Source organism: Luteimonas cucumeris (assembly GCF_007830035.1).
GTDB classification, from domain to species: Bacteria; Pseudomonadota; Gammaproteobacteria; order Xanthomonadales; family Xanthomonadaceae; genus Luteimonas_C; species Luteimonas_C cucumeris.
Genome location: NZ_VLKN01000001.1, coordinates 487,307 through 512,548 on the forward strand (window position 1 = coordinate 487,307; position 25,242 = coordinate 512,548).

Below are 25,242 nucleotides of genomic sequence, written 5' to 3' on the forward strand. Positions count from 1 at the left end.
ATAGCACCGCGCACCGGCCGGTCAAGCCGGTTCGGCGGGCTCGGCCTGCTCGAACCGGGCGACCCCGGCCTGCCAGTTGCGCAGGAACGCCAGGCACCGGTACGGATCCAGCGGACGGGCCACCCAGTAGCCCTGGACCTCGTCGCAATGCTGCGCCAGCAGCAGCTGTGCCTGCACCTTGTGTTCCACGCCCTCGGCGACCACGTACAGACCCAGCGTGTGCGCCATGGCGATGATCGAGCTGGTGATCGCCTTGTCGTCCTTGTCCTGGACGATATCGTCGATGAAGGCCTTGTCGATCTTCAACGTGGTGATCGGCAGCCGCTTCAGGTACGCCAGCGACGAATAGCCGGTACCGAAGTCGTCGATCGCCAGGCGCACACCGAGGTCGCGCAGCGCCTGCATCGTCGTGGCGGCCTGCGCGGCCTTGGTCATCACCACGCTTTCGGTCAGTTCCAGCTCCAGGTGCTCGCCGGGGATGCCGGTGTCGGCGAGGACTCGCGCGACCTGCGTCGGCAGGTCGCCGCGCAGCAGCTGCAACGCCGAGACGTTGACCGACATGTTGAGCGCCTGCAGGCCATGCTGGCGCCAGCGCCGCAGCGTGGTGCAGGCTTCGCGCAGCACCCATTCGCCGATCGGCAGGATCATCCCGCTTTCCTCGGCCAGCGGAATGAAATGCGAGGGCGGGATCACGCCGAGGTAGGGATGTTCCCAGCGCAGCAGCGCCTCCACGCCGGTGATCTCGCCGGTGCGCAGCGACACCCGCGGCTGGTAGACCAGGCGCAGTTCGCCGTTCTCCAGCACCTTGCGCAGTGCGCCGGACAACGTCGCGCGCTGGCGCAGTTCCCATTCCATCTGCTCGGTATAGCGCTGGTAGGTGCGGCGGCCCGCGGCCTTGGCCTGGTACATGGCCGTGTCGGCGTGCTTGAGCAGGTCGGTGGGGACCTGCGCATGATCCGGGTACAGGCTGATGCCGATCGATGGCGAGATGATGATCTCGCGGCGATCTTCCACCGCCAGCGGTGCCTCGAACGCGCGGATGATGCGTTCGGCGAGGCGGTCGGCCTCCTCCGGGTCCTGCAGGTGTTCCAGCAGCACGGTGAACTCGTCGCCACTCAGACGCGCCACGGTTGCGCCGGGCGGGGCGACTTCGCGCAGGCGCGCGGCGGAAGCGCGCAGGATGCGGTCTCCGGTGGCGTGGCCGAGCGAATCGTTGACGTCCTTGAAGCGGTCCAGGTCCAGGAACAGCACCGCGATGCGGCGGTCCTCGCGACGCGCGTTGACGATCGCCTGCGACAGCCGTTCCGACAGCAGCGCGCGGTTGGGCAGGTTGGTCAACGTGTCGTAGTTGGCCAGCAGGCGCAGTTCGTGCTCGGTGCGCTTGGCGTGGGTGATGTCGCTGAGCACCGCCACATACAGGTTGCGCTGGTCGATGGCGCCTTCGACCAGCGTGGTTTCCAGCGCGCACAGGATTTCCTCGCCGTTCTTGCGCTGCTGCCACATCTCGCCGGACCAGTGGCCGTCGCGGACCAGTTGCGTGCGCACATCGCGATAGAACTGCGGATCGTGCTGCAGGCTGTCGAGCATGCTGGCGGAATGGCCGATGGCCTCGTGCTCGGCATAGCCGGTGGTGCGGGTGAAAGCGGGGTTGACGGCAACGAACACGAAGTTCTCGTCCAGTACCGACACTGCTTCGTTCATGCTGCGCAGCACTTCGCTGGCGATGCGGCGCTCGCGATCGGCGTCGCGGCGGTCGCTGATGTCGCGCGCGGTGCCGGCGACACGGATGACGCGGCCGCGGGCGTCGCGTGCCACGGCGCGGCCGCGCGCGCGGATCCAGATCCACTTGCCGTCGCGGCCGCGCGCGCGGTGTTCGGACAGGAACATCGGCGTTCGGCCTTCGAGATGGGCCTGCATGCTTTCGCGGACGTTGGTCAGGTCGTCCGGATGCACCTCGAGGTCGGGATTGGTGAAGCGCAGCGTACGCACCGCGCTGTCGCTGCCGCTGGGATCCTCGACGCTGAGCACATGCGCGCAGTTGGCGACGAGGTCGTTGTCCCAGAAGTGTTCGCCCGACGCCCACAGCGCGATCTTCAGGCGTTCCTCGCGTTCGCGGATCTGCTCGAAATAACCGCGTTCGGCGCGGCGCCGGCGCAGCCACAGCCACGCCAGCAATGCACCGGAGACGAGCGCCAGCAACGCGTACAGGGTCAGCGCCATCGGGCTGCGCCAAGGCGGTGGCGTCACCGTGATCGGCAGCGTCAGTTCCTGCGCATTCCACAGGCCGTCACGGTTGGTGGCCTGGGCACGCAACCGGTACTGGCCCGGCGGCAGTCCGGTGTAGGTGATGTCGGCGCGACTGCCGTTGTCGATCCAGTACTTGTCGTAGCCCTCCAGTTGATAGCGGTAGCGCAGCGCGGCGGGATCGGCGAAATCCAGCGTGCCCAGGTGCAGCTGCAGGATGCCAGCGGACTGCGGCATCGTGATCGGCGCCTGCCCGCTCCATTGCGCGTCGCTGTCGACCGGCGCGTCGCCGATGCGCGATGACAGCAGCCGCAGCGGTGGCGCGTAACGGCTGTCGCTGATCCGCGTCGGATCGAACAGGTTGATGCCACGGATGCCACCGATCGCCAGGCGGCCGTCGCGCAGTCGCAGGGCGCTGCCGCCGTTGAATTCGAGATCCTGCACGCCGTCCAGCGGCGTGTAGCGGCGCAGCTGCCGCGTGGTCGGATCGAAGCGCTGCAGGCCCACGTCCGTGCCCATCCACAGCCGGTGCGCGGCGTCTTCGGCAATCGAATAGACCATCGGCGCCGGTTCCGGCGCGTCCTGCGCGGAAGCGGGAGCGAAGCGGATTGCCGCGTCGCCCAGTATTTCCGCCAGCCCGGCCTGGGTGCCGACCCAGAGCCGGCCATCGCCGCCTTGCAGCAGCGCGCGCACGATGTTGCCAGGCAGGCTGTCGGCTTGCCCGGCGGCATAGCGGAAATGCTGTAGCTTGCCGTCGGCGAGCAGGTCGAGACCGTCGCCGGTACCGATCCACAGACGTCCGCTGCGATCCAGCAACAAGGCCAGCACCGACCAATGGCTCAGCCGCCGCGCCGGATCGCTGGCCGTGGCGGTATAACGCTGCACTTCGCCGTGGGCCGGATCGAAATGGAACAGGCCGGTGTCGAGCGCGCCCAGCCAGAGCGTGCCGTCCGCCGCCACCACGACCGCGCGCAGGTTGGGCGTGGCGACGTCACCGGGCAGGGGAACGGCGGTCAGTGCGCCGCTGGCGCCGTCGAACCGGTACAGCCCGACCGTGGTCGCCAGCCAGTAATTGCCCGCGTCGCCCGCGGTGAACGCGGTGATGCGCGAAGCCGCTTCCGTGTCGCCCTGCGGCAGTGGCGTGCCGAAATCCTCGAGTTGGCCGTCCTGACGGCGATATCGCAGCAGGTGGCCGAGGTCGGTGGCGAGCCACAGCTGGCCGTCCACGGATTCGGCCATGGCGCGAACGCTCATGTCACCGGCCTGCAGGAGCGCCGGATCGTAGACGTAGGGAAAGCGCGCGCCATGACTGTCGGTGATGGCGATGCCGCGGTACTCGCTGCCGACCCAGAGCAGGCCGGTGTTGTCCATCATCAGGGCGCCGACAGCGTCGTCGGGCAGGCTGCCCGGCACCGCGCGGTCGTGCAGCAGGGTGTCGACCTGGTCGCCGGCAACCGCGATCCGGCGCAGGCCCGCGCGGCCGACGGCGGCCCACAGATAACCGTCGTTGGCGCTGGTGATGGCGGTGACTTCCTGCGCCGCCGCGCCGGCCGCGGGCCAGTGCCGGATCAGCTCGCGGCGTGCGGCATCGATCCGGTACAGGCCCTGCGCGTTACCCAGCCACAAGCGCCCGTCGCCATCCCTGTGCAGGGCAAGTGCGGGCAGGGCGGGGCCGATGCGCTGGGTGCGATCCACGCCGTCGATCCGGTACAGCCCCTGTGGCGTCGAATACCAGAGCACGCCGCCGGCATCGGCCAGCAGGGCCTGGCGCGGCAGGGCGGGCGAAGGCGGCAGCGCCAAGATCTGGCGTTGTCGGCCGTTGCCGGGGTCGAGCCGTTCCAGGCCGTGCCGGGTCGCGATCCACAGGCCGCGCCCGGGCTGGAAGGCGAGCGCGCGCACCTGCCGGCGCGAGGATTCAGCGGGATCCCGCAGCGTCGGCTGGTAGCGATGGATGCGGCCGTTGCGCAGGTCCAGCCGCGCCACGTATTGCGTGGACGTGCCGATCCACAGCGCCTGCGCGCCATCGCTGTCCAGCGCGGTGACGTGGTTGTCGGGCAGGCTGTCGGGATTGCGCGGATCGCCGCGGTAGAGGCGATAACGCTGGCCGTCGTAACGGTGCAGTCCGCCTTCGGTGCCGACCCAGACGAATCCCTGCGGGTCCTGCACGATCGCGGTGACGGTCTTCTGGGCGAGGCCGCGTTCCTCGGCGATGCGCTGGAAATAGAAATCGCGGGTTTCCGATCGTGCACCGCCGCTGCTGGCGGCCAGCAGGCCGGCGACAACGGCAAGGACGAACCGCGTTCCTGTGTCTCGAAAGATGCGCACGCGGCGGAGGGGCCATCGAAGTCCGATCGAGCCAGTGTAGAGGCCGGCCGCAGCCGGCAACAAGGGCGGCCGCGCGCGCGCATTGCTACACTGCGCCTCTTTCCCCCACGCATTGCGGCCGCCGTGTCCGACGATCTGCCCAGCTGGTCCAGTGTCGATGCCGAAGTGCGTGCGCTGACGCTGTCCATCGCGCCGTCGGAGTTGCATGGCGCGCTATGCGGCTGGATGGCCGGCGGCGGCGCGGATGCGCCCGATTGGCTGGCGAAGATACTGGCGGACGACCAGGCACCGCGTGCCGCCGAAGGCAGCGCGCTGCAGTCGCTGCATGCCGCCAGCCGTGCGCAGTTCGAGGATCGCGATTTCGGTTTCGCGCTGCTGCTGCCGGACGACGATGCCCCGCTGGCCGAACGCAGCGAAGCCCTGTTCGACTGGTGCCGCGGTTTCCTCGGCGGCTTCGGCCTGGCCGGCGGCAAGGATCCGCCGTTGTCCGAGGAAGGCCGCGAAGCACTCGACGACCTGGCCCGCCTCGCCGCCGCCACGCCCGAGCCGGATGGCGATGAGGAAGACGAGGCGGCCTACGCCGAGATCGAGGAATTCGTCCGTGTCGCGGCACTGCTGCTGCATGGCGACTGCGTGCTGGCGCCGCGGCACCGGCAGCGGTTGAATTGATGTAGCCCGGGCAAGCGCAGCGCATCCGGGACTGATTCGACCGGCCCCGGGTGCGCTGCGCTTGCCCGGGCTACGGTTGGCCCACTACCTGCGTACGATCGCGACAATCCATCCATGAGCCTCGCCACCGGCATCACTCTTTCCAGTTACGCCAAGCGCCGCAAGCAGCTGATGCGGATCGCCGGCGACGACGCCATCCTGATCCTGGCGGCCGCGCCGGAACGCATCCGCAGCCGCGACACGCATTACCCGTACCGGCAGGATTCCGATTTCTGGTACCTGACCGGTTTCGCCGAACCGGAAGCAGTGCTGGTGCTGATCCCCGGGCGCCGCCATGGCGAAAGCCTGTTGTTCTGCCGCGAGCGCGACCTCGACCGCGAAGGCTGGGATGGCCCACGCTTCGGGCCTGAAGGCGCGGTCGAAAAACTCGGCATGGACGACGCGTATCCGATCGACGACCTCGACGAGATCCTGCCCGGCCTGCTCGAGGGCCGCACGCGCGTCTACTACCACTTCGGTCGCGACACCGAGTTCGACCTGAAGCTGATCGGCTGGCTCAATCGCGTGCGCGCACAGGTGCGCCAGGGCGCGCAGCCGCCGCACGAATTCCTCGAGCTGGGCCACCTGCTCGACGAGCTGCGGCTATTCAAGTCGCGCGACGAAGTGAAGCTGATGCAGCGGGCGGCGGACATCAGCGTCGAGGCGCACCGCGCGGCGATGCGCGCCACGCGTGCCGGTGTACGCGAGTACGAACTGCAGGCGGAGATCGAACGCGTGTTCCGCCGCCACGAGGCCGAACCGGCCTACGGCAGCATCGTCGGTGCCGGCGCCAACGCCTGCGTGCTGCACTACCGGGCCAACAACGCGCAGGCCAGGGACGGCGACCTGGTACTGATCGATGCAGGCGCGGAATATCGCGGCTATGCCGCCGACATCACCCGCACCTTCCCGGTCAACGGTCGCTTCAGCAAGGAGCAGCGCGCACTGCACGACCTGGTCGGCGCCGCGCAGCAGGCGGCTTTGGCGCAGGCGCGACCGGGCGTCGCCTATGAAGCCGGCCATGTCGCCGCGGTGCATGCGCTGACCGACGGTCTGCTCAGGCTGGGCTTGTTGAAAGGCAAGCTGGATAAGAACATCGCCGACGGCAGCTACAAGCGCTATTACCGGCACAAGACCGGGCACTGGCTGGGCCTGGACGTGCACGACGTCGGCGAATACCGGATCGACGGTGAATCGCGCCTGCTCGAACCGGGCATGGCCTTCACCATCGAACCGGGCCTCTACATCCCGCCGGACGACAAGACCGTGCCGGCGAAGTGGCGCGGCATCGGCATCCGCACCGAGGACGACGTGGTCATCACCGCAGATGGCCATCGCGTGCTGACCGACAAGCTGGAACGCAGTGCGGATGAGATCGAGGCGTTGATGGCGGCGTCAAGCTGACTGTCAGCCCGAGTGCAGTAAAGGATCTGCTTCTCTGCAGGAAATGCAGCAGGTCCCTCACTGCGCCCGGGATGACGAAGAAGCCCTCAGGCCAACGTGCCTGATATCCGGCTGCAGGCGTGTCGCGTGACCTACGCCGCTTCAGCGAACGCCGGTCGCGTCAGGTTCTCCGGCTCGCCGTCGGTGCATAGCACCTCGTCCTCGATGCGGATGCCGCCGAACGGGCGGAACGCGTCGATGCGCGACCAGTCGACACTGTCGGCATGGCCCTTCTGCTTCACTTCTTCCAGCAGCATGTCGATGAAGTAGATGCCCGGCTCGATGGTCACCACCATGCCCGGTTCCAGCACGCGGGTCATGCGCAGGTAGGGATGGCCGGGTGGGCGCGCGATCTTGCCGCCGCGGTCGGATTCGGCGAAGCCGGCGACGTCGTGCACCTGCAGGCCGATCGGATGGCCGAGGCCATGCGGGAAGAACGCGGCGCTGACGCCGGTTTCCAGCGCGGTTTCGGGCGACACCTTGAGCACGCCGAAATCCTTGAGGATGCCGGCCAAAGTGATATGGGCGTCGATGTGCAATTGCTTGTAGTCGACGCCGTCGCGTACCTTGCGGCCCATGCCCAGTTGCGCCTGGTCGACGGCATCGATCAGCGCTTGGAACTCGCTCGCGGTGTCGGCGGCATAGGTGCGGGTGATGTCGCTGGCATAGCCGTGGCAGCTGGCGCCGGCGTCGAGCAGGAAGCTGCGCACCGGCTTGGGCGGCAGCCGGCCCAGTTCCGTGTAGTGCAGCACGGCGCCGTGCTCGTTGAGCGCGACGATGTTGTTGTACGGGAGTTCGCCGGCATCCTGACCGACCGCCTGGCAATAGGCCAGATGGATGCCGAACTCGCTGGCGCCGGCGCGGAACGCGCGTTCGGCAGCGCGATGGCCACGCACGGCGCGACGCTGCGCATCGCGCATCAGCGCCAGTTCGTACGGCGTCTTGTACGAACGCTGGTATTCCAGGTAGTTGATCACCGCTTCGGGGTTGTTCGGCTTGAACGCGCCGTAATTGCCGAGCGCGCTCTGCGGTTCGCCGAGGATCGCGCAGCGCGAAGCGTTCTTCGGCAACTGCTGCAGCGCTTCCTCCGGCTTGCGGATGACGACGATGTCGAAATGCTCGACCCACCAGCCGCTCGGCGCGTCGGGCACCACGTGCCAGTAATCGAACGGCTGGTGATAGACCACCTTGGGCCGCTCGCCCGGCGTGTACACCAGCCAGCTGTTGGGCACCCGCGTCAGCGGCAGCCAGGCCTTGAACTGCGGATTCACCGCATACGGATAGTCGCGGTCGTCGAACACCTGGTAATGCTGGGTGCCGCTGGGCACGACGAGGTGGTCGAAGCCGCCACGCGCCAGCGCCTCATCGGCGCGCCGCTTGAGCGTGGTGAGGTGATCGGCATAGAGGCGGTTCAAGTCGGGCGCGCGGGAATCGGGCGATGACATCGCGGATGCTTCTCGATGGGACGAGTCGCGATTCTGCCGCAATCTGCGCGGTGCCGCGGGTGCCGTTGGTCAAGGGTGAAGCCGGGGTCGATCCGCGTCTATTTTCACGTCGCATTCATTCGTATTCGCCACCAGGCGCTTCGATCCATGCGTTCACCGCTTCCTGTGCCGGCTTCGGCAGCAGGATGAAGCGTGCGCCGGCCCAGAACTGGCCGCTGGCGCTGGCACGATCCAGCCACAGCACTTGCGCGCCACACTCGATCGTCGCCGCGCCGCCGCCGGGCTGCGGCAGGTTGAAGCGCCATTGATACAGCGCGTCCTCGCGCGGCGGCGTACTGGTGGTCAGCAGCAGTCCCGACTCGGACAGGTTGCCGAGCTGGCCGATGACCGCGCCGGTCATGGTGTCGATCACGTCGATGCGCTCGATCGCGCGGCGTCGACGCGCGCGGCGGAATTCGGGGCTGGTCATGTCGGTGCTGTCCATGCCGGTTGTTCGCCTTGCCCGGCGAAACTGCGCAGCACCGACAGCGTCGCCTGCCAGGCACGATCGACCAGGCGGCTGCTTTCCACGGTCACCACCCGCATCTGGTTCTTCGCCATCAGCCGCGCCAGGTGGTCGAGCGTCATTTCGGCGATGCGCTGGCCGCGGTTGTTGACGAACAATGCGTTGTCGGTGATCGGGCTGTACCAGGACAGGCGCCGGCGCGTCCTGTCGCCCTGCTGGTTGTTGGTGAATTCCATCCATGTGCCGAACGGTAGCGAGCGGAGATGCTCGTAGCAGGCCTGTTCCTCGCCATTGCGCGGCCGCGTTTCGGCCTTCTTCGCCGTGGCATCCTCGCCCAGGCGCGTATGCGACTTGAGCTTGACGCTGAGCTCGGTGCGCGAGGCTGCATCATCGCTTTCAGTCGGTGCGCGGCTGAGCTGGCGCGCCATCGCCGCGGCTTCGTTGGCGTGATAGCCCACCTGCAGCATCGATTGCTCGATCTGGGTGGCGAGATCGGCGTCGAGCGTGGAGTCCTTGGCGCAGGTGACCTCGATGATGCGACGCGTCGACTCCAGGTGCGTGCGCCACAGTTCGGACTGTTCGCCGTTGCGCAGCAGCACCAGGGTGAGGACGTCGGCCCAGGCCTGGCGCAGCAGCGTCTGCACGAAGCGCGGCAGCGGCTGCTGCCGGATCATCTCGTCCAGTACCGTGGCCGCACGCTGCTTGGCGACCGCCAGCTTTTCCTTGCCGCGTGCGGCTTCGACATGGCGGCGCTCACTGACTTCGGCGCGGCGCGCCTGCACCTGCAACTGCTGCTGCAGGTCGGCGTTGGCCTGTTCGAAGACCTGCACGTCGCCTTCGTAATCGTTGACGACGCGTTCGACGGTCTGCGCCAGCTGGTTTTCGAAGTGCGGATCGACGCCGTCGTCGCCCAGCCAGGTCGCGCCGGATTCGGCCACCGTATTGAGGAACATGCGGCCGGGATGTTCGCTGCGCACGAAGAAGGCGCGGTCCTGCAGCGCCAGGCGCAGCAACGGTACCTGCAGGCGATCGAGCAGCTCGCGGGCGAGGGTGTCGCCACGCACCTCGCGTTCGAGTTCGGTGTAGAGCAGGCCGAGCAGGTCGAAGGTGTCGTTGTCCTCGCGCGACAGCGTGGCCGCCGAGCCGCGCTGCTGGCGGGCCATCGCCAGCACGGCCTGCTGCACGTCGCGCAGCGAGCGTTTCTGTTCCGGCGCTGCGGCGCTGCGTGGGTTGCGCTGCAGCGTGCCGAGCATCTCGTCCAGCGCCGGCGCGGCCAGCGCCTCGGCGCTGGAGGCGGGGCTTCCGGCCTGCAGCTTGCCGATCAGGCCGCGGCGCCCGGACAGCAGCTGCTGCAGCAGCGCGAACTGCATGGCGTCGTCGGTGGCGCTGGGGGCATCGGCCTGTCCCAGCCAGCCGGTGTACGGCGTCGTGGCGGGATCGGCGGCCGGCGCCGTGGCGACAGGTTTGCGGGTGCCATCACGCGAGACTGGTTCGCTCGCGGTCGCAGCGGGCGCCTGCGCGGCAGGACGGATCCGTGCAGGCACGAACTCCAGGCCCGGCAGGATCCCGGCCTTGCCGAGTGCGTCGTTCATCAGCTCGGCCAGCGGCGGGTAACCGGCCAGCACATGGTGTTCGAAGGCGCGATACAGCAATTGCCGGAGCACGTTGTCGTGGTGCAGGGTCATCGCGGTGTCATGGGCGATGCGCAGCAGCGCACGCGGCCCGACCGGCAGGCGTTCGGTCTCGAAGGCCGGGCTCGCGGCCATCACGCCGAAGCGTTGCCCGAGCAGATAGAGCGTCAGCGTGGCGCGCGACTCGTAGCGCACTGCGAGGTCACGCAGCTTCATTTCGTCGTCGCTGGATTCATGGTCGACCAGCTGCCACTGCTGGCTTCCCGGCTTGGCGACCAGCGCCGGTTCGATCTCGATGCGCGGCGTGCGCAGGCGCGCCAGCGTGTCCTCCAGGCCGTGCAGGTAGCGCGGGATGAAATCGGCGCGGGTCAGTCGCAGGCTGCGCAATGCGTTGAACTGGTCGTCCTGGGCGGTGGAGCTGCGGGCATGATTGGCCTGCTGGAACAGTTGCTGCTCCAGCTCGTTCAACATCTTGCCGAGGCCACGCACGACCTCCTCGGAGATCACCGACAGCAACTGCTCCAGCGCGCTGCGCACGCGCGGTGGCAGGTCGCTGCCGACCAGGGTCGCGTATTGGGTGTCTTTGGGATGCACCATGGCCTGCCCGTTTTCGCCCCCTGCGAAAATCGTGTCGTGTTAAATAGCACGGCCGGCGCCGCTTGCGCCACACACGTTTCCTTGTAACGCGATGTCGCGGCGACGGCGGCCACCGCGCGCCGGCTGCGCTCAATCGTCCCGCGTGGCGTGGAGCGCGAGGATCTGGCCGGCTTCGTCCAGTTGCAGGCGCAACTCGATCGGCCGGCAGCACACCGGGCAATCCTCGACGTAAGCCGCGTCGCCGGCGCTGGCGTCGACCAGCGCGTCGAAGCGTTCACCGCAGTAGGGGCATTGCACGGCAAGTGAATCGAGCATCGGCGCAGCATGATGCGCGCGACGATGGCAGCGCGTGAAGCCGGCCATGATCAGAAGACGCGCCTGGGCGCTGGCCTGCGCCGCGTCAGTCCTGCAGGAACAGCGCGATCACATCGTTGGTGAAACGGCGGCCAAGCTCGCTCGGCATGACGCGATCGTTTTCGACCGAGAGCCAGCCATGGTCGATGGCCAATGCGAGTTCCGTGGCGATGGCGCTGCGATCCAGCCCGGTGCACGCCTCGAAGCCGGCCAGCGAGAAACCTTCGTTCAGGCGCAGCGCGTTCAGCATGTAATCGAAGGGCCGGCGTCGCGCTTCGATGCGCTCGTCACCGCCGATCGCCTCCGCGCGCCCTGCCTTGGCCAGGTAATCGGCCGGATGCTTGACCTTCCAGCGACGCAGGATCGATTGTTCGGCGCCCAGGGTCAGTTTGCCATGCGCGCCGGCGCCGATGCCGAGATAGTCGCCAAAGCGCCAGTAGTTGAGGTTGTGCGCGCATTGCCGACCCGGTTGCGCGTATGCGGAGACTTCGTACTGCGCGTAGCCGGCGTCGGCCAGCATCGCCTGGCAACGTTCCTGCATGTCCCAGGCGTCGTCGTGTTCCGGAATGCCGGCCGGCGGCCGGGCGGCGAAAACGGTATTCGGCTCCAGCGTCAGCTGGTAGTGGCTGATGTGCGTGGGCTGCAGTGCGATCGCGCGCTCGACGTCGCGCTCGGCCATCGCCAGGGTCTGCTGCGGCAACGCATACATCAGGTCGAGGTTGAAGTTGTCGAAGCCGGCATCCTGCGCCAGCTTCACCGCGCGCTCGGCCTCGCGACTGTCGTGGATGCGGCCGAGCCGTTGCAGACAGCCATCGTCGAAACTCTGCAGGCCGAAGCTGAGCCGGTTCACGCCGGCGGCGCGGTAATCCTCGAAGCGGCCGTGCTCGGTAGTGCCGGGATTGGTTTCCAGGGTGATTTCCAGCGAGGGCGCAAAGCGCAACCGCGACGAGGCCGCCTGCAGGAAGCGATCGACCGCATCCGCCGGAAACAGGCTCGGCGTGCCACCGCCGAAGAACACGGTCTGCACGCTGCGACCCCAGACCAGCGGCAGGTCGTGGTCGAGATCGGCGATCAGCGCGTCGACATAGGCTTCGAACGGCAACACGCCTCGGCCCTCGTGCGAGTTGAAATCACAGTACGGGCATTTGCGGACGCACCAGGGCAGGTGCACGTACAGCGACAGCGGTGGCGGGGTCAGCATCTGCGTATTGTAGGAGCGCGTCGCGGGGCGACGCCGTTGATCGGGTTTCTGGGCTGGTTGCGCCAGGCGCACGCCTATAGTTCGGCGAGGCGTCGCTTCAGCGCGGCCAGCGCCAGGCCGCGATGGCTGACGCGGTTCTTGTCCGCGGGCGTCATTTCAGCGGCGGACAGGTTCGAAGCCGGATCGAGGAAAACCGGGTCGTAACCATGGCCGCCACCGCCGCGACGCGCAGGCAGGATCAGGCCACGCCAGCTGCCTTCGACCACGATCGGTTCGGGATCTTCGGCATGGCGCAGCAGCGCCAGCACGCAATGAAAGCGCGCGCTGCGCGATGCTTCGGGCATGCCGTCAAGTTCGTGCAGCAGCTTGTCGATGTTGGCGTCGGCATCGCCGTGCGCGCCGCCGTAACGCGCCGAGTACAGGCCAGGCGCGCCGTGCAAGGCGTCCACGCACAATCCGGAATCATCGGCCAGCGCCGGCAAGCCGGTCGCGCGTGCCGCATGCCGCGCCTTGATCAGCGCGTTCTCGATGAAGGTCGTGCCGGTCTCTTCGGCGTCGACCACGCCGAATTCCGATTGCGCATGCAGTTCGATGCCGTCGCCGGCGAGCAGTTCGCGCAGTTCGTGCAGCTTGCCGGCGTTGCTGCTGGCCAGGACCAGTTTCATGGCGTCGATGCGTGGCGTGCCAAGCCGCGGATCAGCGCCGGGTATTGCCGCCGGCGCGGAACTGGATAACTCCGTACACCAGCACGCCGGCGCCGAGCAGTCCCAGCGCCCAGAACAGATAGGGCCACGCGCCGCCCTGGCGCAGCATCCAGGTCTTGGTCTGGAAGGCCAGCGCCCACATTGCGCAGGCCAGCAGCACCAGCGCCAGCGTCTGGGTGGATCGTTGCAGTTTCATGTGTTCTCCAGCGCCGCGCGTTGCGCAGCCAGCAATTCGCCGATGCCTTGCTCGGCCAGTGCCAGCAGGGCGTCCAGTTCGTCGCGGCGGAAGGCATGGCCCTCGGCCGTACCCTGGAGTTCGATGAAGCCGCCGCCGTCATTCATCACCACGTTCATGTCGGTGTCGCAGTCGCTGTCTTCGGCGTAGTCCAGGTCCAGCACCGGCACGCCGCGGTAGACGCCGACCGAAACCGCCGCGACCGCGCCGAAGATTGGGTCCTTGTTGATCTCCTTGCGCGCACGCAGCCAGCGCACCGCGTCGACCAGCGCGACGTAGGCGCCAGTGATCGCGGCGGTGCGGGTGCCACCGTCGGCTTGCAGCACGTCGCAATCCAGGGTGATGGTGCGCTCGCCGAGCGCGCCGCGGTCGATGCAGGCGCGCAGCGCGCGGCCGATCAGGCGCTGGATCTCCAGCGTGCGACCGCCCTGCTTGCCGCGCGCGGCCTCGCGGTCGCTGCGCGAATGCGTGGCCCGCGGCAGCATGCCGTATTCGGCGGTAACCCAGCCTTCGCCCTTGCCGCGCAGGAAACCGGGCACGCGGTTTTCGACGCTGGCAGTGCACAGCACGCGCGTGCCGCCGAACGACACCAGCACCGAGCCCTCCGCGTGCCGGGTGTAGCCGCGTTCGATGCGCACTTCGCGCATTTGCGCCGGCGTGCGGCCGCTGGGACGAAGGATGGCGTTCATGAGGCTGGGCTACAGGGCGCGGCAGTCTAGCAGGAGCAGGCGCAGCGGCAGGGATCGCAACGCTCGACGCGAACGCCCGCAGCAACCGGCCCGCCTCGTTTCCCCGCCTTGGGTCCCGGCGATGAGCCTGCGAATGGCATACTTCCCGGCCGCCACACAAGAGCGTCGCCGCATGATCCGCAGCATGACCGCCTTCGCCGCCGGCGAGCGCAACACCGAGGCCGGCGTGCTCGGCTGCGAACTGCGTGCGGTCAACCACCGCTTCCTGGAAATCGGCGTGCGCCTGCCCGAGGAGCTGCGGGTGCTGGAGCCGGCGTTGCGCGAACGCATCGCCGCGCGCATCTCGCGCGGCAAACTGGACCTGACCTTGCGCCTGCGACCGACCGATGCCGCCGAAAACCTGCAGCTGAACCAGCCGCTGGTGTCGCAGCTGAGCGCCATTGCGCAGGACCTGGACGACCGTTTCCCGCACCTGCGCACCGACTTCGGCCAGTTGCTGCAATTGCCCGGCGTGCTGCAGTCGCGATCGGCTGATCCCGAGGCGTTGCAGGCGCAGGCGCTGGCGCTGCTGGACACGGTGCTCGGCGAATTCGTGGTGTCGCGCGAACGCGAAGGCGGCAAGCTGGCCGAAGTGATCGCCGAACGCGTTGACGCCATCGCCGCCCAGGCTGCGGAAGTGCGCGCGCTGATCCCGCTGATCCGCAGTGGCCAGCGCCTGAAACTGGAAACGCGCCTGGCCGACCTGCCGCAAACGGCCGACCCGGGCCGGCTGGAACAGGAGCTGGTGCTGTGGCTGCAGAAGCTCGACGTCGACGAAGAGCTCGACCGTCTCGACAGCCATATCGTCGAGATCCGCCGAGTGCTGACGCAGAAGGAACCGGTCGGCCGCCGCCTGGATTTCCTGCTGCAGGAATTCAACCGCGAAGCCAATACGCTCGGCTCCAAGTCGGTCGACGTGCGTACCACCAATGCCGCGGTCGAGCTGAAGGTATTGATCGACCAGATCCGCGAGCAGGTGCAGAACATTGAGTAGCCGTGATTCGGGATTCGTGATCTCAAGAGCGATGGCTTGCGATCGATATTGCGCCCGCTTTCACGAATCACCAATCACCAATCACGAATCACGAATCACGAATCACTGATCTATGCGCGGAACCCTCTTCATCGTCGCCGCCCCGTCGGGCGCCGGAAAATCCAGCATCGTCAATGCCTGCCTGGGGCGCGACGCCAACATCGCCCTGTCGATCTCGTTCACCTCGCGCGCGCCGCGGCCGGGCGAGCGCCATGCCGAGCATTACCACTTCATTTCCGAAGCGCAGTTCCAGGCGATGATCGACGCCGGCGAGTTCTTCGAGCATGCCCGCGTGCACGGCGACTGGAAGGGCACGGCGCGGCAATCGGTGGAGCCGTTGCTGGCCCAGGGCAAGGACGTGCTGCTGGAGATCGACTGGCAAGGCGCGCGCCAGGTGCGCGAGCGGGTGCCCGATGCGGTCAGCGTGTTCATCCTGCCGCCGTCGCGCGCCGCGCTCGAGGAGCGCATGCGCAAGCGCGGCCAGGACAGCGAAGCCACCATCGCGCAGCGTTTCGCCGCCGCGCGCGAGGAAATGTCGCATTACGGCGAATTCGACTACGTGATCGTCAACGAGCACTTCGACAACGCCGTCGGCGACATGTGTGCGATCTTCACCGCCAGCCGCCTGCGCAAGGATGTCCAGGTCGTGCGCCACGCCGGGCTCATCACCGCCCTGTTGTCCGACGAGTAATCGGTTCAGCCTGCCGTCCCGAGGTCGGTTCGGGACGACAGTCATGGAGCCAGAAGCTTGTCGATCCAACTTGGAACAGCTCAAGAGCGTGCCCAAGCCATTGATTTTCAAGGAAGCCGCTTGCGCTCCGGGTGCGGCCATGGCTACAATCCGCGCCCTCCGTATAGATATGAGCGGCCAAGCGGCCGCCGGGAAGCCTATGGCCCGCATTACCGTTGAAGATTGCCTGGAAGTGGTCGACAACCGCTTCGAACTCGTGATGATGGCCGCCAAGCGCGCGCGCCAGCTGGCCAATGGCGTCGAGTCCAAGATCGACAACAGCGAGCACGCCGACAAGCCGACCGTGCTGGCGCTGCGCGAAATCGCCGCGCGCCGCATCGACCAGGGCTATATCGACCAGGTCGAGAAGGCCGAGAAGGAACGTGCCGAACGCGAAGCGCTGGAATGGGCCGCCGCGGAAGTGGTCGCCGACGACGACCTGTCCAAGGGCGACGACTGATCGAGCTGGGAATCGGGAATCGTCAAAGCCCGCCTCGTGCTCCTCTGGCGTTAAAAAAGCCCCGCTTCTGCGGGGCTTTTGCTTGCTGTTCACCGATTCCCGACTCCCGACTCCCGGTTCCCGGCTGTTCCGCGCTACGCTCACCGCATGACCCCCGCCGAGCCTGCCCACGTCCATGACCATGCGCTGACCACGTCCTCCGCGCCGCTGCCGCAGGATGTTCCGGACTACGTGCAGTTGCTCGACAGTACGGCGTCCTATCTCAGTGACGAGCAGCGCGCGCTGATCCGCCGCGCCTGGGCGGTCGGCGCCGCGGCGCATGCCGGGCAGACGCGCAAGTCCGGCGAGCCCTACATCACCCATCCGGTCGCGGCGGCCACGGTACTGGCCGAGCAGCGCCTGGACGCCGAAACGCTGATCGCGGCGATCCTGCACGACACCATCGAGGACACGCCGCTGTCGCGCGAGGCCATCGCCGGCGAATTCGGCGAGACCGTGGCCGAGCTGGTGGAAGGCGTCACCAAGCTGGATAAGCTGCAGTTCCGGGATCGCCAGGAAGCGGCGGCGGAAAGCTTCCGCAAGATGCTGCTGGCGATGTCGCGCGACCTGCGCGTGATCCTGATCAAGCTGGCCGACCGCCTGCACAACATGCGCACGCTCGGCGCGCAATCGGGCGAAGCACGCGAGCGCATCGCGCGCGAGACGCTGGAGATCTACGCGCCGATCGCGCAGCGGCTGGGCATGAACCTGCTCAAGTCGGAACTGCAGGACCTCGGTTTCCGCGCGCTGCATCCGTGGCGCCACGCGGTGATCGAAAAGCGCATCCGCACCCAGCCGGTGGTGCGGCGCGAGGCGCTGGCCAAGATCCAGTCGCAGCTGGCGCAGCGGCTGGCGATGGAAGGCCTCGCGCACCGTCTGGTCGGCCGGGTCAAGACGCCGTGGAGCATCTACACCAAGATGCGCGCCGAGCAAAAGAGCTTCGACCAGATGATGGACGTGTTCGGCTTCCGCGTAGTGGTGGCCACGGTGCCGGACTGCTACCACGCGCTGGGCGTGGTGCATTCGGTGTTCAAGCCATTGGATGGACGCTTCCGCGATTTCATCGCGATCCCGAAAGCCAACGGCTACCAGTCGCTGCACACGGTGCTGTTCGGGCCTTACGGTTCGCCGATCGAAGTGCAGATCCGCACCGAGGAAATGGACCTGATCGCCGAACGCGGCATCGCAGCGCACTGGTCGTACAAGCACGGCGGCGCCGGCAACAGTGCACAGAGCCGTGCCAGCAGCTGGATCGCCGGCCTGCTGGAATCGCAGCGCAGCACCGGTTCGTCGCTGGAATTCCTGGAGAACGTCAAGGTCGACCTGTTCCCGGACGAGGTCTATCTGTTCACGCCCAAGGGCGACATCCTGGCGTTGCCGCGCAATTCCACCGCGCTGGATTTTGCCTACGCGGTGCATACCGATGTCGGCAACCACGCGGTCGCCGCGCGCGTGGACAAGAAGCTGGTGCCGTTGCGTACCAAGCTGGTCAGTGGCCAGCGCGTGGAAGTGATCACCGCCAAGTCGGCCGCACCGAATCCGCAATGGCTGGAATTCGTCGTATCGGGCAAGGCACGCACCGCGATCCGCCACCAGCTCAAGCACCTCGAGCACGAGGACGCGGTGCAGCTCGGCCACCGCATGCTCGATCGCGCGCTGGAAGACCTGAACACCTCGCTGGAGCGGCTGCCGGCCGCACAGCTGGAGGCCTACCTGGCCGAGTTCCGCTACCCACGACTGGAAGCCCTGCTGGCCGACATCGCGCTCGGCAACCGCATGCCGGTGCAGGTGGCGCAGGTGCTGGCACGGCAGGCGCCGGGCATGGGCGACCTGCTGGACAGCGCGCGTGCAGTGTTGCCGCAGGACAAGATCCTGATCACCGGACAGGAACGCGGCGTGATCAGCTTCGCCAACTGCTGCCTGCCGTTGCCGGGCGACGAGATCATGGGCTTCCACACCACCGGCAAGGGCATCGTGGTGCATCGCCTGGACTGCCCCAACGTCGTCGACTACCGCAAATCACCGGAACGCTGGGTACCGATCGGCTGGGACCGCGAGGTGTCCGGCGATTTCCAGGCCGCGCTACGGATCGAGGTCGAGAATCGTCCCGGCGTGCTGGCGCAGGTGGCCGCGGCCATCGCGCAGGCCGAGTCCAACATCGATCGCGTCGAATACCTGGAACGCGACACCAGCGTCGCCGGGATCCGCTTCGCGATCGAAGTGCACGACCGCAAGCACCTGGCCGAGGTGATCCGGCGCGTGCGGCGACTGAACGTGGTGCATGGCGTGCAGCGCTTGTAGGCGCGGCTAAACTACGGTCCTTCCTTGCAACCTCCGGACAGGACCATGCCCCGCGACCCGATCAGCACCAGCAAAGCTCCCGCCGCCATCGGCCCCTATTCGCAGGCCGTGCGCAGCGGCCACACCGTCTACCTGTCCGGGCAGATTGCGCTCGACCCCGCCAGCGGGTTGCTGGTCGAAGGCGATATCGAGGCGCAGGCACGACGCGCCTTCGACAACCTGCGCGCCGTCTGCGAAGCCGCTGGCGGCTCGATGGACGACGTGGCGCGCGTCGGCCTTTACCTGACCGACCTGGACCAGTTCGCCGCGGTCAACGCGGTGATGGGCGAATACTTCGCCGCACCGTATCCGGCGCGTTCCACGATCGAGGTGTCGGCGCTGCCGCGCGGCGCGCAGTTCGAGGTCGATGCGGTGATGGTGCTGGGCTGACGGGGCCGGATCAGCCGCGCTCGCGCACTTCGCTCGGCGTGGTGCCGGTCCAGCGCTTGAACGCGCGCCGGAACTCGCGCGCATCCTTGAAGCCGAGCACGGCGCCGATCTGGCTGATCGGCAGGTCGCGCTGGTGCAGCAGGTCGTGGGCGCGGTCGCTGCGCGCCTCGTCATGGATCGTCTTGAATCCGGTGCCGGCGCTGGCCAGGTGCCGGCGCAGCGTGCGCTCGGTCAGGTGCAGCTCGGCAGCGATGTCGGCCAGCCTCGGGTTTTCCTGCAGCCGCTCGCGCAGCAGGCGGCGCACGCTGGCGACGATCTCGTTCGGCCGACGCTCGTGCGGCAGCTGCGCGCGGCACAGCGCCAATGCCTGCTGTGCGCTGACGGGGTTGTAGGTCGGCAGGCGATAGTCGAGCCATCTCGTATCGACCATGATCCGGTTGCGCTGCATGTTGAAAGCCACCGGGCAGTCGAACACCTCGCGATAGCGGCTGGCATAGGCCGGTGCGGGATAGGTCAGCTCCAGCCGCAGCGGCCGGAACGATGTGCCGACCAGGCCCTGGCACAGCATCAGCGTGCTGGCGAACAGCTCTTCGCACAGGAATGGCAGCAGGTGCTCGTCCGGCGCGCGCTGCACGGCGACCATCGACACCGCGGCCGGGTCGGACGTATCGAACTCCAGGTCCATCAGGCTGCCGGACAGTCCGGCGTACTGCAGGCCGATCCCGATCGCATCGCCGAAGCTGTATGCGGTCATCATCGCCAGCCCGAGCAGGCCGAAATTGCCGATGTTCTGGCGGCAGCCGAGCACCAGGCCGATGTCCGCCCGGGGCAGGGCGCGCAAGGCCGCCTCGACGATGCGGCTGGCCTGGCGATAGGACACGCGGACCGTCGGATCGTCGATCCGGACACGGCTCAGGGGCAGCCCGGCGAACCAGGGTTCGCAGGTGATGCGCGCTTCATCCGCCATCTGGCACAGGCCGGAAAGGATGTTGGTGGCGGTGTCCGCGGTGGTCAGCCGTGGATCGATGCGGGCTTGCCTGGATCGCATGGAGTGCAGTTTGTCCGTTTTTCCCCCCGCCAGTATGCCGCCGTTGCCCTCCACCTGCGACCGCTGTCCGCTGGAGACTGCAGGGATATGACATGGCGCCAGCAGGGCGCCCAAAGGGGAGGATCAGTCATGACACGCATCACTTTATTGGCCGCCATCGTCGTCGCGACGCTGCTGGCAGGCTGCGAGCGCGCAGCGCCGACCGCGGCCGCGCCGGCAGCCGACACGCAATTCCAGAAGACGCTGCAGGAGCGCCTGCTGGATGCCAAGCCCGGCGACGTGATCGAGATTCCCGCCGGCCACTACGCCTTCGACCGCAGCCTCAGCCTGCGCGTGGACGGCGTGACGATCCGCGGCGCCGGCATGGACAAGACCGTGCTCAGCTTCAAGGGCCAGAAAAGCGGCGCCGAAGGCCTGATCGTCAATGCCAGCGACTTCACCCTCGAGAACCTGGCGATCGAGGACAGCAAGGGCGACGGCGTGAAGGTCAACGAAGGCGAGAACATCGTCATCCGCGGCGTACGCGTGGAATGGACCAACGGTCCGGACACCGACAACGGGGGTTATGGCCTGTATCCGGTGCAGACCAGGAACGTGCTGATCGAGGATTCGGTGGTGATCGGCGCATCCGACGCCGGCATCTATGTCGGCCAGTCGCAGAACATCGTGGTGCGCCGCAATCGCGCCGAGCGCAACGTCGCCGGCATCGAGATCGAGAACTGCATCGGTGCCGACGTGCACGACAACGTCGCCACCGAGAACACCGGCGGCATCCTGGTGTTCAACATGCCCGACCTGCCGCAGCCGGGGCATACCACGCGCGTGTTCAAGAACCGGATCGTGAAGAACAACACCTCCAACTTCGGCCGCAAGGGCACCGCGGTGGCGGCCGTGCCGGCCGGCTCGGGCGTGGTGATCATGTCCAACGACAAGGTCGAGATCTTCGACAACGAGATCGCCGACAACCAGACCGCCAACATCCTGATCGCCAGCCACTATTCGGCCGGTTACGACAGCATGTACAAGCCTTCGGCGGCCTTCGATCCGTATCCGGAAGAGATCCACGTGCACGGCAACCGCCTGTCCGGCGGCGGCGATTCGCCGGACGGCCTCGACCTGAAGGCACTGAAGGTGGCGATGTTCGGGCTCAACGGACGCATACCCGACGTGATGTGGGACGGCTACTACAACCCCAAGCGCGCACAGGGCCCACAGATCTGTCTGTCGGACGTCTCAGGCGTGGTCAATGCCGACGGTCCCAACAACAACGCCAGTCCCAACACCGACATGGCGCCGTTCAAATGCACGCTGGACAGGCTGCCGGCAGTGACATTGACCAAGGCATAAGCAGTGCAGTCCAGGTTGACCGCGCGCACGGTGCGCGCCTGCTTCGTATCGATCCTGCTGGCGCTGTGCCTGGCCGCCTGCGCGCGCCAGCCGGCACCGGTGCGGTTCCATGCCGAAGGCAATCCACCGAAGCTCAGCGACTGGAACGTCGTGACCAGCGACGGCAAGCGGCTGGCGTTGAACGCCGGCGTGGTGCCGTTCGACCTCAACACGCCGCTGTTCAGCGACTACGCGCACAAGCTGCGTACGGTGTGGATGCCCGAAGGCAAGGCCGCGCAGTACCACGCCAGCGAAAGCTTCGACTTTCCGGTCGGCACCATCCTCAGCAAGACTTTCTACTATCCGAAAGCCGACCCGGCCAATCGCGATGCGGTCGCGCGCACCTACGACCAGAGCGGCGACCACGCCGGCGAAGGTCTCGACCTCGACAACGTGCGCATGATCGAGACCCGCCTGCTGGTAAGGCGCGAAGCGGGATGGATCGCGCTGGCCTATGTCTGGAACGCGGAGCAGACCGAAGCCGAACTGGCGCGCACCGGCGACAGCGTGCCGCTGCAACTGGTCGCCGACGGCAGCCGCCAGGACTTCACCTACCAGGTGCCGGACCAGAACCAGTGCGCCGGTTGCCACGCCAGCAACAACACCACGCGCCAGATCGTGCCGCTGGGGCCCAAGGCGCGGCATCTCGATCGCGATTACGCCTATGCCGATGGCAGCCGCAACCAGCTCGCGCACCTGGCGGCGCTCGGTTACCTGCAAGGCCTTCCTGCCGAGGACGTGCCGCGCAACGCCGACTGGCAGGACGCCGCACGCGCCAGCCTCGACGATCGCGCACGCGCATACCTGGACATCAACTGCGGCCATTGCCACAACGCGCAGGGACCGGCCGACACGTCGGGCCTGTGGCTGGATGTCGGCAAGCATTCGCCGCGGCACCTGGGCCTGTGCAAGCCGCCGATCGCGGCGGGGCCGGGCACCGGCGGCCATCGTTTCGGCATCGTGCCGGGCAAGCCGGACGAATCGATCCTCGCGTTCCGCATGGACAGCGACGATCCGGGTGTGATGATGCCCGAGCTCGGACGCGACGTCGTGCACGAGGAAGGCGTGGCGCTGATCCGCGACTGGATCAGCGCGATGGAAGGTGACTGCAACTGAGTTTCATCGTGGCCGCGGCGTGCGAGGGGGTGCGCGTCGCGGCCACGTCATACAAGGTCTACAACCGATCCGGGGAGAAAAGCATGTCCTTGAACCAACACATCCTGGCGCTGAGTCTGCGGCGCGCGATCATCGGCGCCTGCGTGCTGCCGTTCGCGACGGCAGCCTGGGCGCAGGACGCCGTCGATGCCGACACGCCTCCGCCAGCGCAGCAGTCCGCCGCCCAGGCGCCATCGACGAACAGCGCGGTGACGCTGGACACGGTGGTGGTTACCGCGCAGAGCCGCGAACAGCAGCTGCAGGACGTGCCGATCGCGCTGCAGGTGGTCAACGAACAATTGCTGCAGGACATCACCGCCGAAGACATGGGTGATCTCGATGCCTTCGTGCCCGGCCTGGTGGTGGGCAGCACGCAGCCGACGCAGCCCAGCTTCCAGCTGCGCGGGATCAGCACCGGCGACTTCGGCATCGGCACCGATCCGGCGGTCGGCGTGTACGTCGATGGCGTCTACGCCGGCCGTGGCGGCGGCACGCTGCTGCCGTTCACCGATGTCGAACGCATCGAGATATTGAAGGGGCCGCAAGGCACGCTTTTCGGCCGCAACAGCGCGGCCGGCGCGGTATCGATCATCACCCGGCGCCCGACCAGCCAGGTCGAGGGCCACGCCAACCTGCGTGTCGGCAATCATGGCAAGCGCTATCTGGAGGCCATGCTCAATGCGCCGGCCGACGACAAGATCGCGTTCCGCATGAACGCGCTGGTCAACCGCAGCGATGGCTGGCTGCAGGACGCCGCCACTGGCGTCGATCTCAATCCGGAGGACAACTGGGCCACGCGCGCCGCGTTCCGCATGGACGTCAGCGAGGCCACCCAGGTGCTGCTGAGCTGGGATCACGAGAACCTCGACCAGAAGTCGCGGCCGAGCACCGGCATCGTGTCGTTGCCGGCATCGCCCGGGCTGCCGATGTTTCCGGTGGATACCGACGCCTATCTCGATCCGCGCGACCAGCCGACCTACAGCGACGTCATCGACAACGAGGAATCGCGCCGCTTCAACGGCGTGACCTTGATCGTCGACCATGCCACCGGCTGGGGCAGTTTCACCTCGACCAGCGCCTGGCGCGGTTTCGACACGGTCAACCGCGCCGAGGAAGACGCCACCAATCGCCGTTACCTGTACATCGACACCGCCAACCGCGAGCGCAACAGCAGCTGGTACCAGGAGTTCAAGTTCGCCGGCAGCAGCGATCGCATCGACTGGGTCGCAGGCGCCAGCTACTACCAGGAAAGCGCGCGCCAGAGCAGCGAGGTGAACCTGTTCAGCGATAGCGTCGACAGTGCGATGGTGCAGCTCGGCGCCGTGCCGCCGACCCTTCCGATTCCACCCGGCATGGGGCCGTTCGGCTTCGGCCAGATGCTGCTCGATGCGAACGGCATCCCGCTCAATCTGCTTGGCAATCCCTGGAACGAGGCCTATCAGAACACCCTGGATTCCAAGGCCTACGCGCTGTACGGCGACGTCATCTGGCACGCCACCGACAAGCTCAACCTGACTTTCGGCCTGCGCTACACGCGCGACGAGAAGGATTTCAGCTGGTTCAACGACCATCGCTCCGCACCGGAACTGGACGCGACCTTGTACGCGCTCGAGCAGATGGGCGTGCTGGCGATGCTGGGCATCACCGCGCAGGACCTGATGTTCGACCTGGCGTTCACCGATCCGGTGTCGATGGCCAACAAGGGCATCATCACCCGCGACAGCAATTCGTGGAGCGATGTCAGTCCGCGCTTCGTCGCCGACTACCATCTCAACGACAACGCGATGGTCTTCGCTTCGCTGGCCAAGGGCTACAAGGCCGGCGGCTTCAACTCGTTCCAGCCCGGCGCCAGCTTTGACAACGAGGATGTCTGGAACTTCGAGACCGGCATCAAGCAGTCGTTGCCGCAGTACCGGCTGGAGTTCGACGCGTCGGCGTACTACTACGTTTACGACAACCGCCAGGCGATCCGCCTCGACACCACCGGCGACATCCCGCGCTACATCACCGACACCAGCGACCAGGAAGCGTATGGCCTGGACTTCGCGGCGCGCTGGCAGGCCACCGAAGCATTCGGCCTGGATTTCAACGCCGCCTTCATCGACGCCAGCTACAAGGATTACGTCACGCCGGAAGGCACCAGCCTGAATGGCCAGCCCACCGGCGAGCCGTACTGGTCGTTCGCGGCCGGTGCCAACTACGTATGGGAACTGGGCGATGGCAGCGACATCCGTTTCTCGCTGCGTCACGCCTATCGCGGCGCGCGCCGTTGCAGCGACGAATCGTTGAGCCAGGGCACCTGTGCCGGGTTCCCGGCGTTCGAGGTGGGCGGCGCGCAGAACCGCAGCGACCTGCGTGCCAGCTGGACCTCGTCCGACGACCGCTGGGGCGTGGCCATGTACGGCACCAACGTATTCGACAACCGCTACGTCACCGGCCTGCACACCTACGGCACCGATGTGTTCGGTACCACCGGCGCAACCGTATCGGAGCCGCGTTTCTACGGCGTCGAACTGAGCGCGAAGTTCTGATCCGCGTTTC

20 protein-coding genes are annotated in these 25,242 nt (G+C 67.2%); 10 read left to right on the forward strand and 10 right to left on the reverse strand.

The genetic code is table 11. The features are described from left to right. Positions 1-21: 21 nt before the first annotated feature. Positions 22-4,569 (reverse strand): EAL domain-containing protein, encoded by a 4,548-nt coding sequence (locus tag IP90_RS02220; protein WP_158635245.1) that lies wholly within the window; start codon positions 4,567-4,569, stop codon positions 22-24. A gap of 123 nt (positions 4,570-4,692) precedes the next feature. Between IP90_RS02220 and IP90_RS02225 the strand changes: the two genes are divergently transcribed. Continuing rightward, the gene (locus IP90_RS02225) at positions 4,693-5,238 is read left to right on the forward strand and encodes a UPF0149 family protein (protein ID WP_144897976.1); all 546 of its coding nucleotides are present in this window, start codon (positions 4,693-4,695) and stop codon (positions 5,236-5,238) included. A gap of 114 nt (positions 5,239-5,352) precedes the next feature. Further along, the gene (gene pepP, locus IP90_RS02230; protein WP_144897977.1) at positions 5,353-6,681 is read left to right on the forward strand and encodes a Xaa-Pro aminopeptidase; all 1,329 of its coding nucleotides are present in this window, start codon (positions 5,353-5,355) and stop codon (positions 6,679-6,681) included. A gap of 131 nt (positions 6,682-6,812) precedes the next feature. Here the strand turns inward: pepP and pepQ are convergent, their stop codons facing one another. The 8 genes from pepQ to rph form a co-directional block, all read right to left on the reverse strand. Next, positions 6,813-8,165 carry a Xaa-Pro dipeptidase gene (pepQ, locus tag IP90_RS02235; protein ID WP_144897978.1) on the reverse strand — a complete coding sequence of 451 codons (1,353 nt, stop codon included), beginning with the start codon at positions 8,163-8,165 and terminating at the stop codon, positions 6,813-6,815. Positions 8,166-8,280: 115 nt separating this feature from the next. After that, complete coding sequence (locus IP90_RS02240; protein ID WP_144897979.1) at positions 8,281-8,649, reverse strand: PilZ domain-containing protein; 369 nt, start codon at positions 8,647-8,649, stop codon at positions 8,281-8,283. Beyond that, complete coding sequence (locus IP90_RS02245) at positions 8,631-10,898, reverse strand: DUF1631 domain-containing protein (RefSeq protein WP_144897980.1); 2,268 nt, start codon at positions 10,896-10,898, stop codon at positions 8,631-8,633. The genes IP90_RS02240 and IP90_RS02245 overlap by 19 nt, the downstream gene beginning before the upstream one ends. Positions 10,899-11,027: 129 nt before the next feature. Further along, positions 11,028-11,213: a CPXCG motif-containing cysteine-rich protein gene (locus IP90_RS02250; protein WP_144897981.1), complete on the reverse strand. Its 186-nt coding sequence runs from the start codon at positions 11,211-11,213 to the stop codon at positions 11,028-11,030. A gap of 85 nt (positions 11,214-11,298) precedes the next feature. Next, positions 11,299-12,453, reverse strand: a complete 1,155-nt coding sequence (hemW, locus tag IP90_RS02255; protein ID WP_144897982.1) for a radical SAM family heme chaperone HemW — start codon at positions 12,451-12,453, stop codon at positions 11,299-11,301. 74 nt (positions 12,454-12,527) lie between these two features. Beyond that, on the reverse strand, positions 12,528-13,118 hold the full coding sequence (rdgB, locus tag IP90_RS02260; protein ID WP_144897983.1) for an RdgB/HAM1 family non-canonical purine NTP pyrophosphatase: 591 nt from the start codon (positions 13,116-13,118) through the stop codon (positions 12,528-12,530). 31 nt (positions 13,119-13,149) lie between these two features. Beyond that, positions 13,150-13,353: a hypothetical protein gene (locus tag IP90_RS02265; protein WP_144897984.1), complete on the reverse strand. Its 204-nt coding sequence runs from the start codon at positions 13,351-13,353 to the stop codon at positions 13,150-13,152. After that, the gene (gene rph / locus IP90_RS02270; RefSeq protein WP_144897985.1) at positions 13,350-14,081 is read right to left on the reverse strand and encodes a ribonuclease PH; all 732 of its coding nucleotides are present in this window, start codon (positions 14,079-14,081) and stop codon (positions 13,350-13,352) included. The genes IP90_RS02265 and rph overlap by 4 nt, the downstream gene beginning before the upstream one ends. Positions 14,082-14,253: 172 nt before the next feature. Between rph and IP90_RS02275 the strand changes: the two genes are divergently transcribed. The 5 genes from IP90_RS02275 to IP90_RS02295 all read left to right on the forward strand — a co-directional run bounded on the left by IP90_RS02275 (position 14,254) and on the right by IP90_RS02295 (position 19,112). Continuing rightward, the gene (locus IP90_RS02275; RefSeq protein WP_144898166.1) at positions 14,254-15,114 is read left to right on the forward strand and encodes a YicC/YloC family endoribonuclease; all 861 of its coding nucleotides are present in this window, start codon (positions 14,254-14,256) and stop codon (positions 15,112-15,114) included. 112 nt (positions 15,115-15,226) lie between these two features. After that, a complete protein-coding gene (gmk, locus tag IP90_RS02280; RefSeq protein WP_144897986.1) occupies positions 15,227-15,844 on the forward strand; it encodes a guanylate kinase in 618 nt (205 codons plus the stop codon). Between the two features lie 199 nt (positions 15,845-16,043). Continuing rightward, positions 16,044-16,343 carry a DNA-directed RNA polymerase subunit omega gene (gene rpoZ / locus IP90_RS02285; protein ID WP_144897987.1) on the forward strand — a complete coding sequence of 100 codons (300 nt, stop codon included), beginning with the start codon at positions 16,044-16,046 and terminating at the stop codon, positions 16,341-16,343. 147 nt (positions 16,344-16,490) lie between these two features. After that, positions 16,491-18,683 (forward strand): RelA/SpoT family protein, encoded by a 2,193-nt coding sequence (locus tag IP90_RS02290; RefSeq protein WP_144897988.1) that lies wholly within the window; start codon positions 16,491-16,493, stop codon positions 18,681-18,683. 45 nt (positions 18,684-18,728) lie between these two features. Further along, a complete protein-coding gene (locus tag IP90_RS02295) occupies positions 18,729-19,112 on the forward strand; it encodes a RidA family protein (protein WP_144897989.1) in 384 nt (127 codons plus the stop codon). 10 nt (positions 19,113-19,122) lie between these two features. Here IP90_RS02295 and IP90_RS02300 read toward each other — a convergent pair whose 3' ends face one another. Further along, positions 19,123-20,160: an AraC family transcriptional regulator gene (locus IP90_RS02300; RefSeq protein ID WP_144897990.1), complete on the reverse strand. Its 1,038-nt coding sequence runs from the start codon at positions 20,158-20,160 to the stop codon at positions 19,123-19,125. 129 nt (positions 20,161-20,289) lie between these two features. Here IP90_RS02300 and IP90_RS02305 point away from each other — a divergent pair, with 129 nt between their 5' ends. The 3 genes from IP90_RS02305 to IP90_RS02315 all read left to right on the forward strand — a co-directional run bounded on the left by IP90_RS02305 (position 20,290) and on the right by IP90_RS02315 (position 25,232). Continuing rightward, positions 20,290-21,507 (forward strand): parallel beta-helix domain-containing protein, encoded by a 1,218-nt coding sequence (locus IP90_RS02305; RefSeq protein ID WP_144897991.1) that lies wholly within the window; start codon positions 20,290-20,292, stop codon positions 21,505-21,507. Positions 21,508-21,510: 3 nt separating this feature from the next. After that, entirely contained in the window at positions 21,511-22,662 is a 1,152-nt protein-coding gene (locus tag IP90_RS02310) for an SO2930 family diheme c-type cytochrome (RefSeq protein ID WP_242007450.1), read from the forward strand. Between the two features lie 83 nt (positions 22,663-22,745). Next, complete coding sequence (locus IP90_RS02315) at positions 22,746-25,232, forward strand: TonB-dependent receptor (protein ID WP_144897992.1); 2,487 nt, start codon at positions 22,746-22,748, stop codon at positions 25,230-25,232. The last annotated feature ends 10 nt before the right edge of the window (positions 25,233-25,242 follow it).

Bases quoted from the DNA above. Each gene is read 5' to 3' on its own strand.
- IP90_RS02300 (WP_144897990.1), bottom strand. From the start codon at position 20,160: ATGCGATCCAGGCAAGCCCGCATCGATCCACGGCTGACCACCGCGGAC.
- IP90_RS02275 (WP_144898166.1), top strand. From the start codon at position 14,254: ATGATCCGCAGCATGACCGCCTTCGCCGCCGGCGAGCGCAACACCGAG.
- hemW (WP_144897982.1), bottom strand. From the start codon at position 12,453: ATGCTGACCCCGCCACCGCTGTCGCTGTACGTGCACCTGCCCTGGTGC.
- pepQ (WP_144897978.1), bottom strand. From the start codon at position 8,165: ATGTCATCGCCCGATTCCCGCGCGCCCGACTTGAACCGCCTCTATGCC.
- IP90_RS02290 (WP_144897988.1), top strand. From the start codon at position 16,491: ATGACCCCCGCCGAGCCTGCCCACGTCCATGACCATGCGCTGACCACG.
- rph (WP_144897985.1), bottom strand. From the start codon at position 14,081: ATGAACGCCATCCTTCGTCCCAGCGGCCGCACGCCGGCGCAAATGCGC.
- IP90_RS02245 (WP_144897980.1), bottom strand. From the start codon at position 10,898: ATGGTGCATCCCAAAGACACCCAATACGCGACCCTGGTCGGCAGCGAC.
- IP90_RS02265 (WP_144897984.1), bottom strand. From the start codon at position 13,353: ATGAAACTGCAACGATCCACCCAGACGCTGGCGCTGGTGCTGCTGGCC.
- IP90_RS02305 (WP_144897991.1), top strand. From the start codon at position 20,290: ATGACACGCATCACTTTATTGGCCGCCATCGTCGTCGCGACGCTGCTG.
- IP90_RS02315 (WP_144897992.1), top strand. From the start codon at position 22,746: ATGTCCTTGAACCAACACATCCTGGCGCTGAGTCTGCGGCGCGCGATC.
- IP90_RS02240 (WP_144897979.1), bottom strand. From the start codon at position 8,649: ATGGACAGCACCGACATGACCAGCCCCGAATTCCGCCGCGCGCGTCGA.
- IP90_RS02250 (WP_144897981.1), bottom strand. From the start codon at position 11,213: ATGCTCGATTCACTTGCCGTGCAATGCCCCTACTGCGGTGAACGCTTC.
- gmk (WP_144897986.1), top strand. From the start codon at position 15,227: ATGCGCGGAACCCTCTTCATCGTCGCCGCCCCGTCGGGCGCCGGAAAA.
- rpoZ (WP_144897987.1), top strand. From the start codon at position 16,044: ATGGCCCGCATTACCGTTGAAGATTGCCTGGAAGTGGTCGACAACCGC.
- rdgB (WP_144897983.1), bottom strand. From the start codon at position 13,118: ATGAAACTGGTCCTGGCCAGCAGCAACGCCGGCAAGCTGCACGAACTG.
- pepP (WP_144897977.1), top strand. From the start codon at position 5,353: ATGAGCCTCGCCACCGGCATCACTCTTTCCAGTTACGCCAAGCGCCGC.
- IP90_RS02295 (WP_144897989.1), top strand. From the start codon at position 18,729: ATGCCCCGCGACCCGATCAGCACCAGCAAAGCTCCCGCCGCCATCGGC.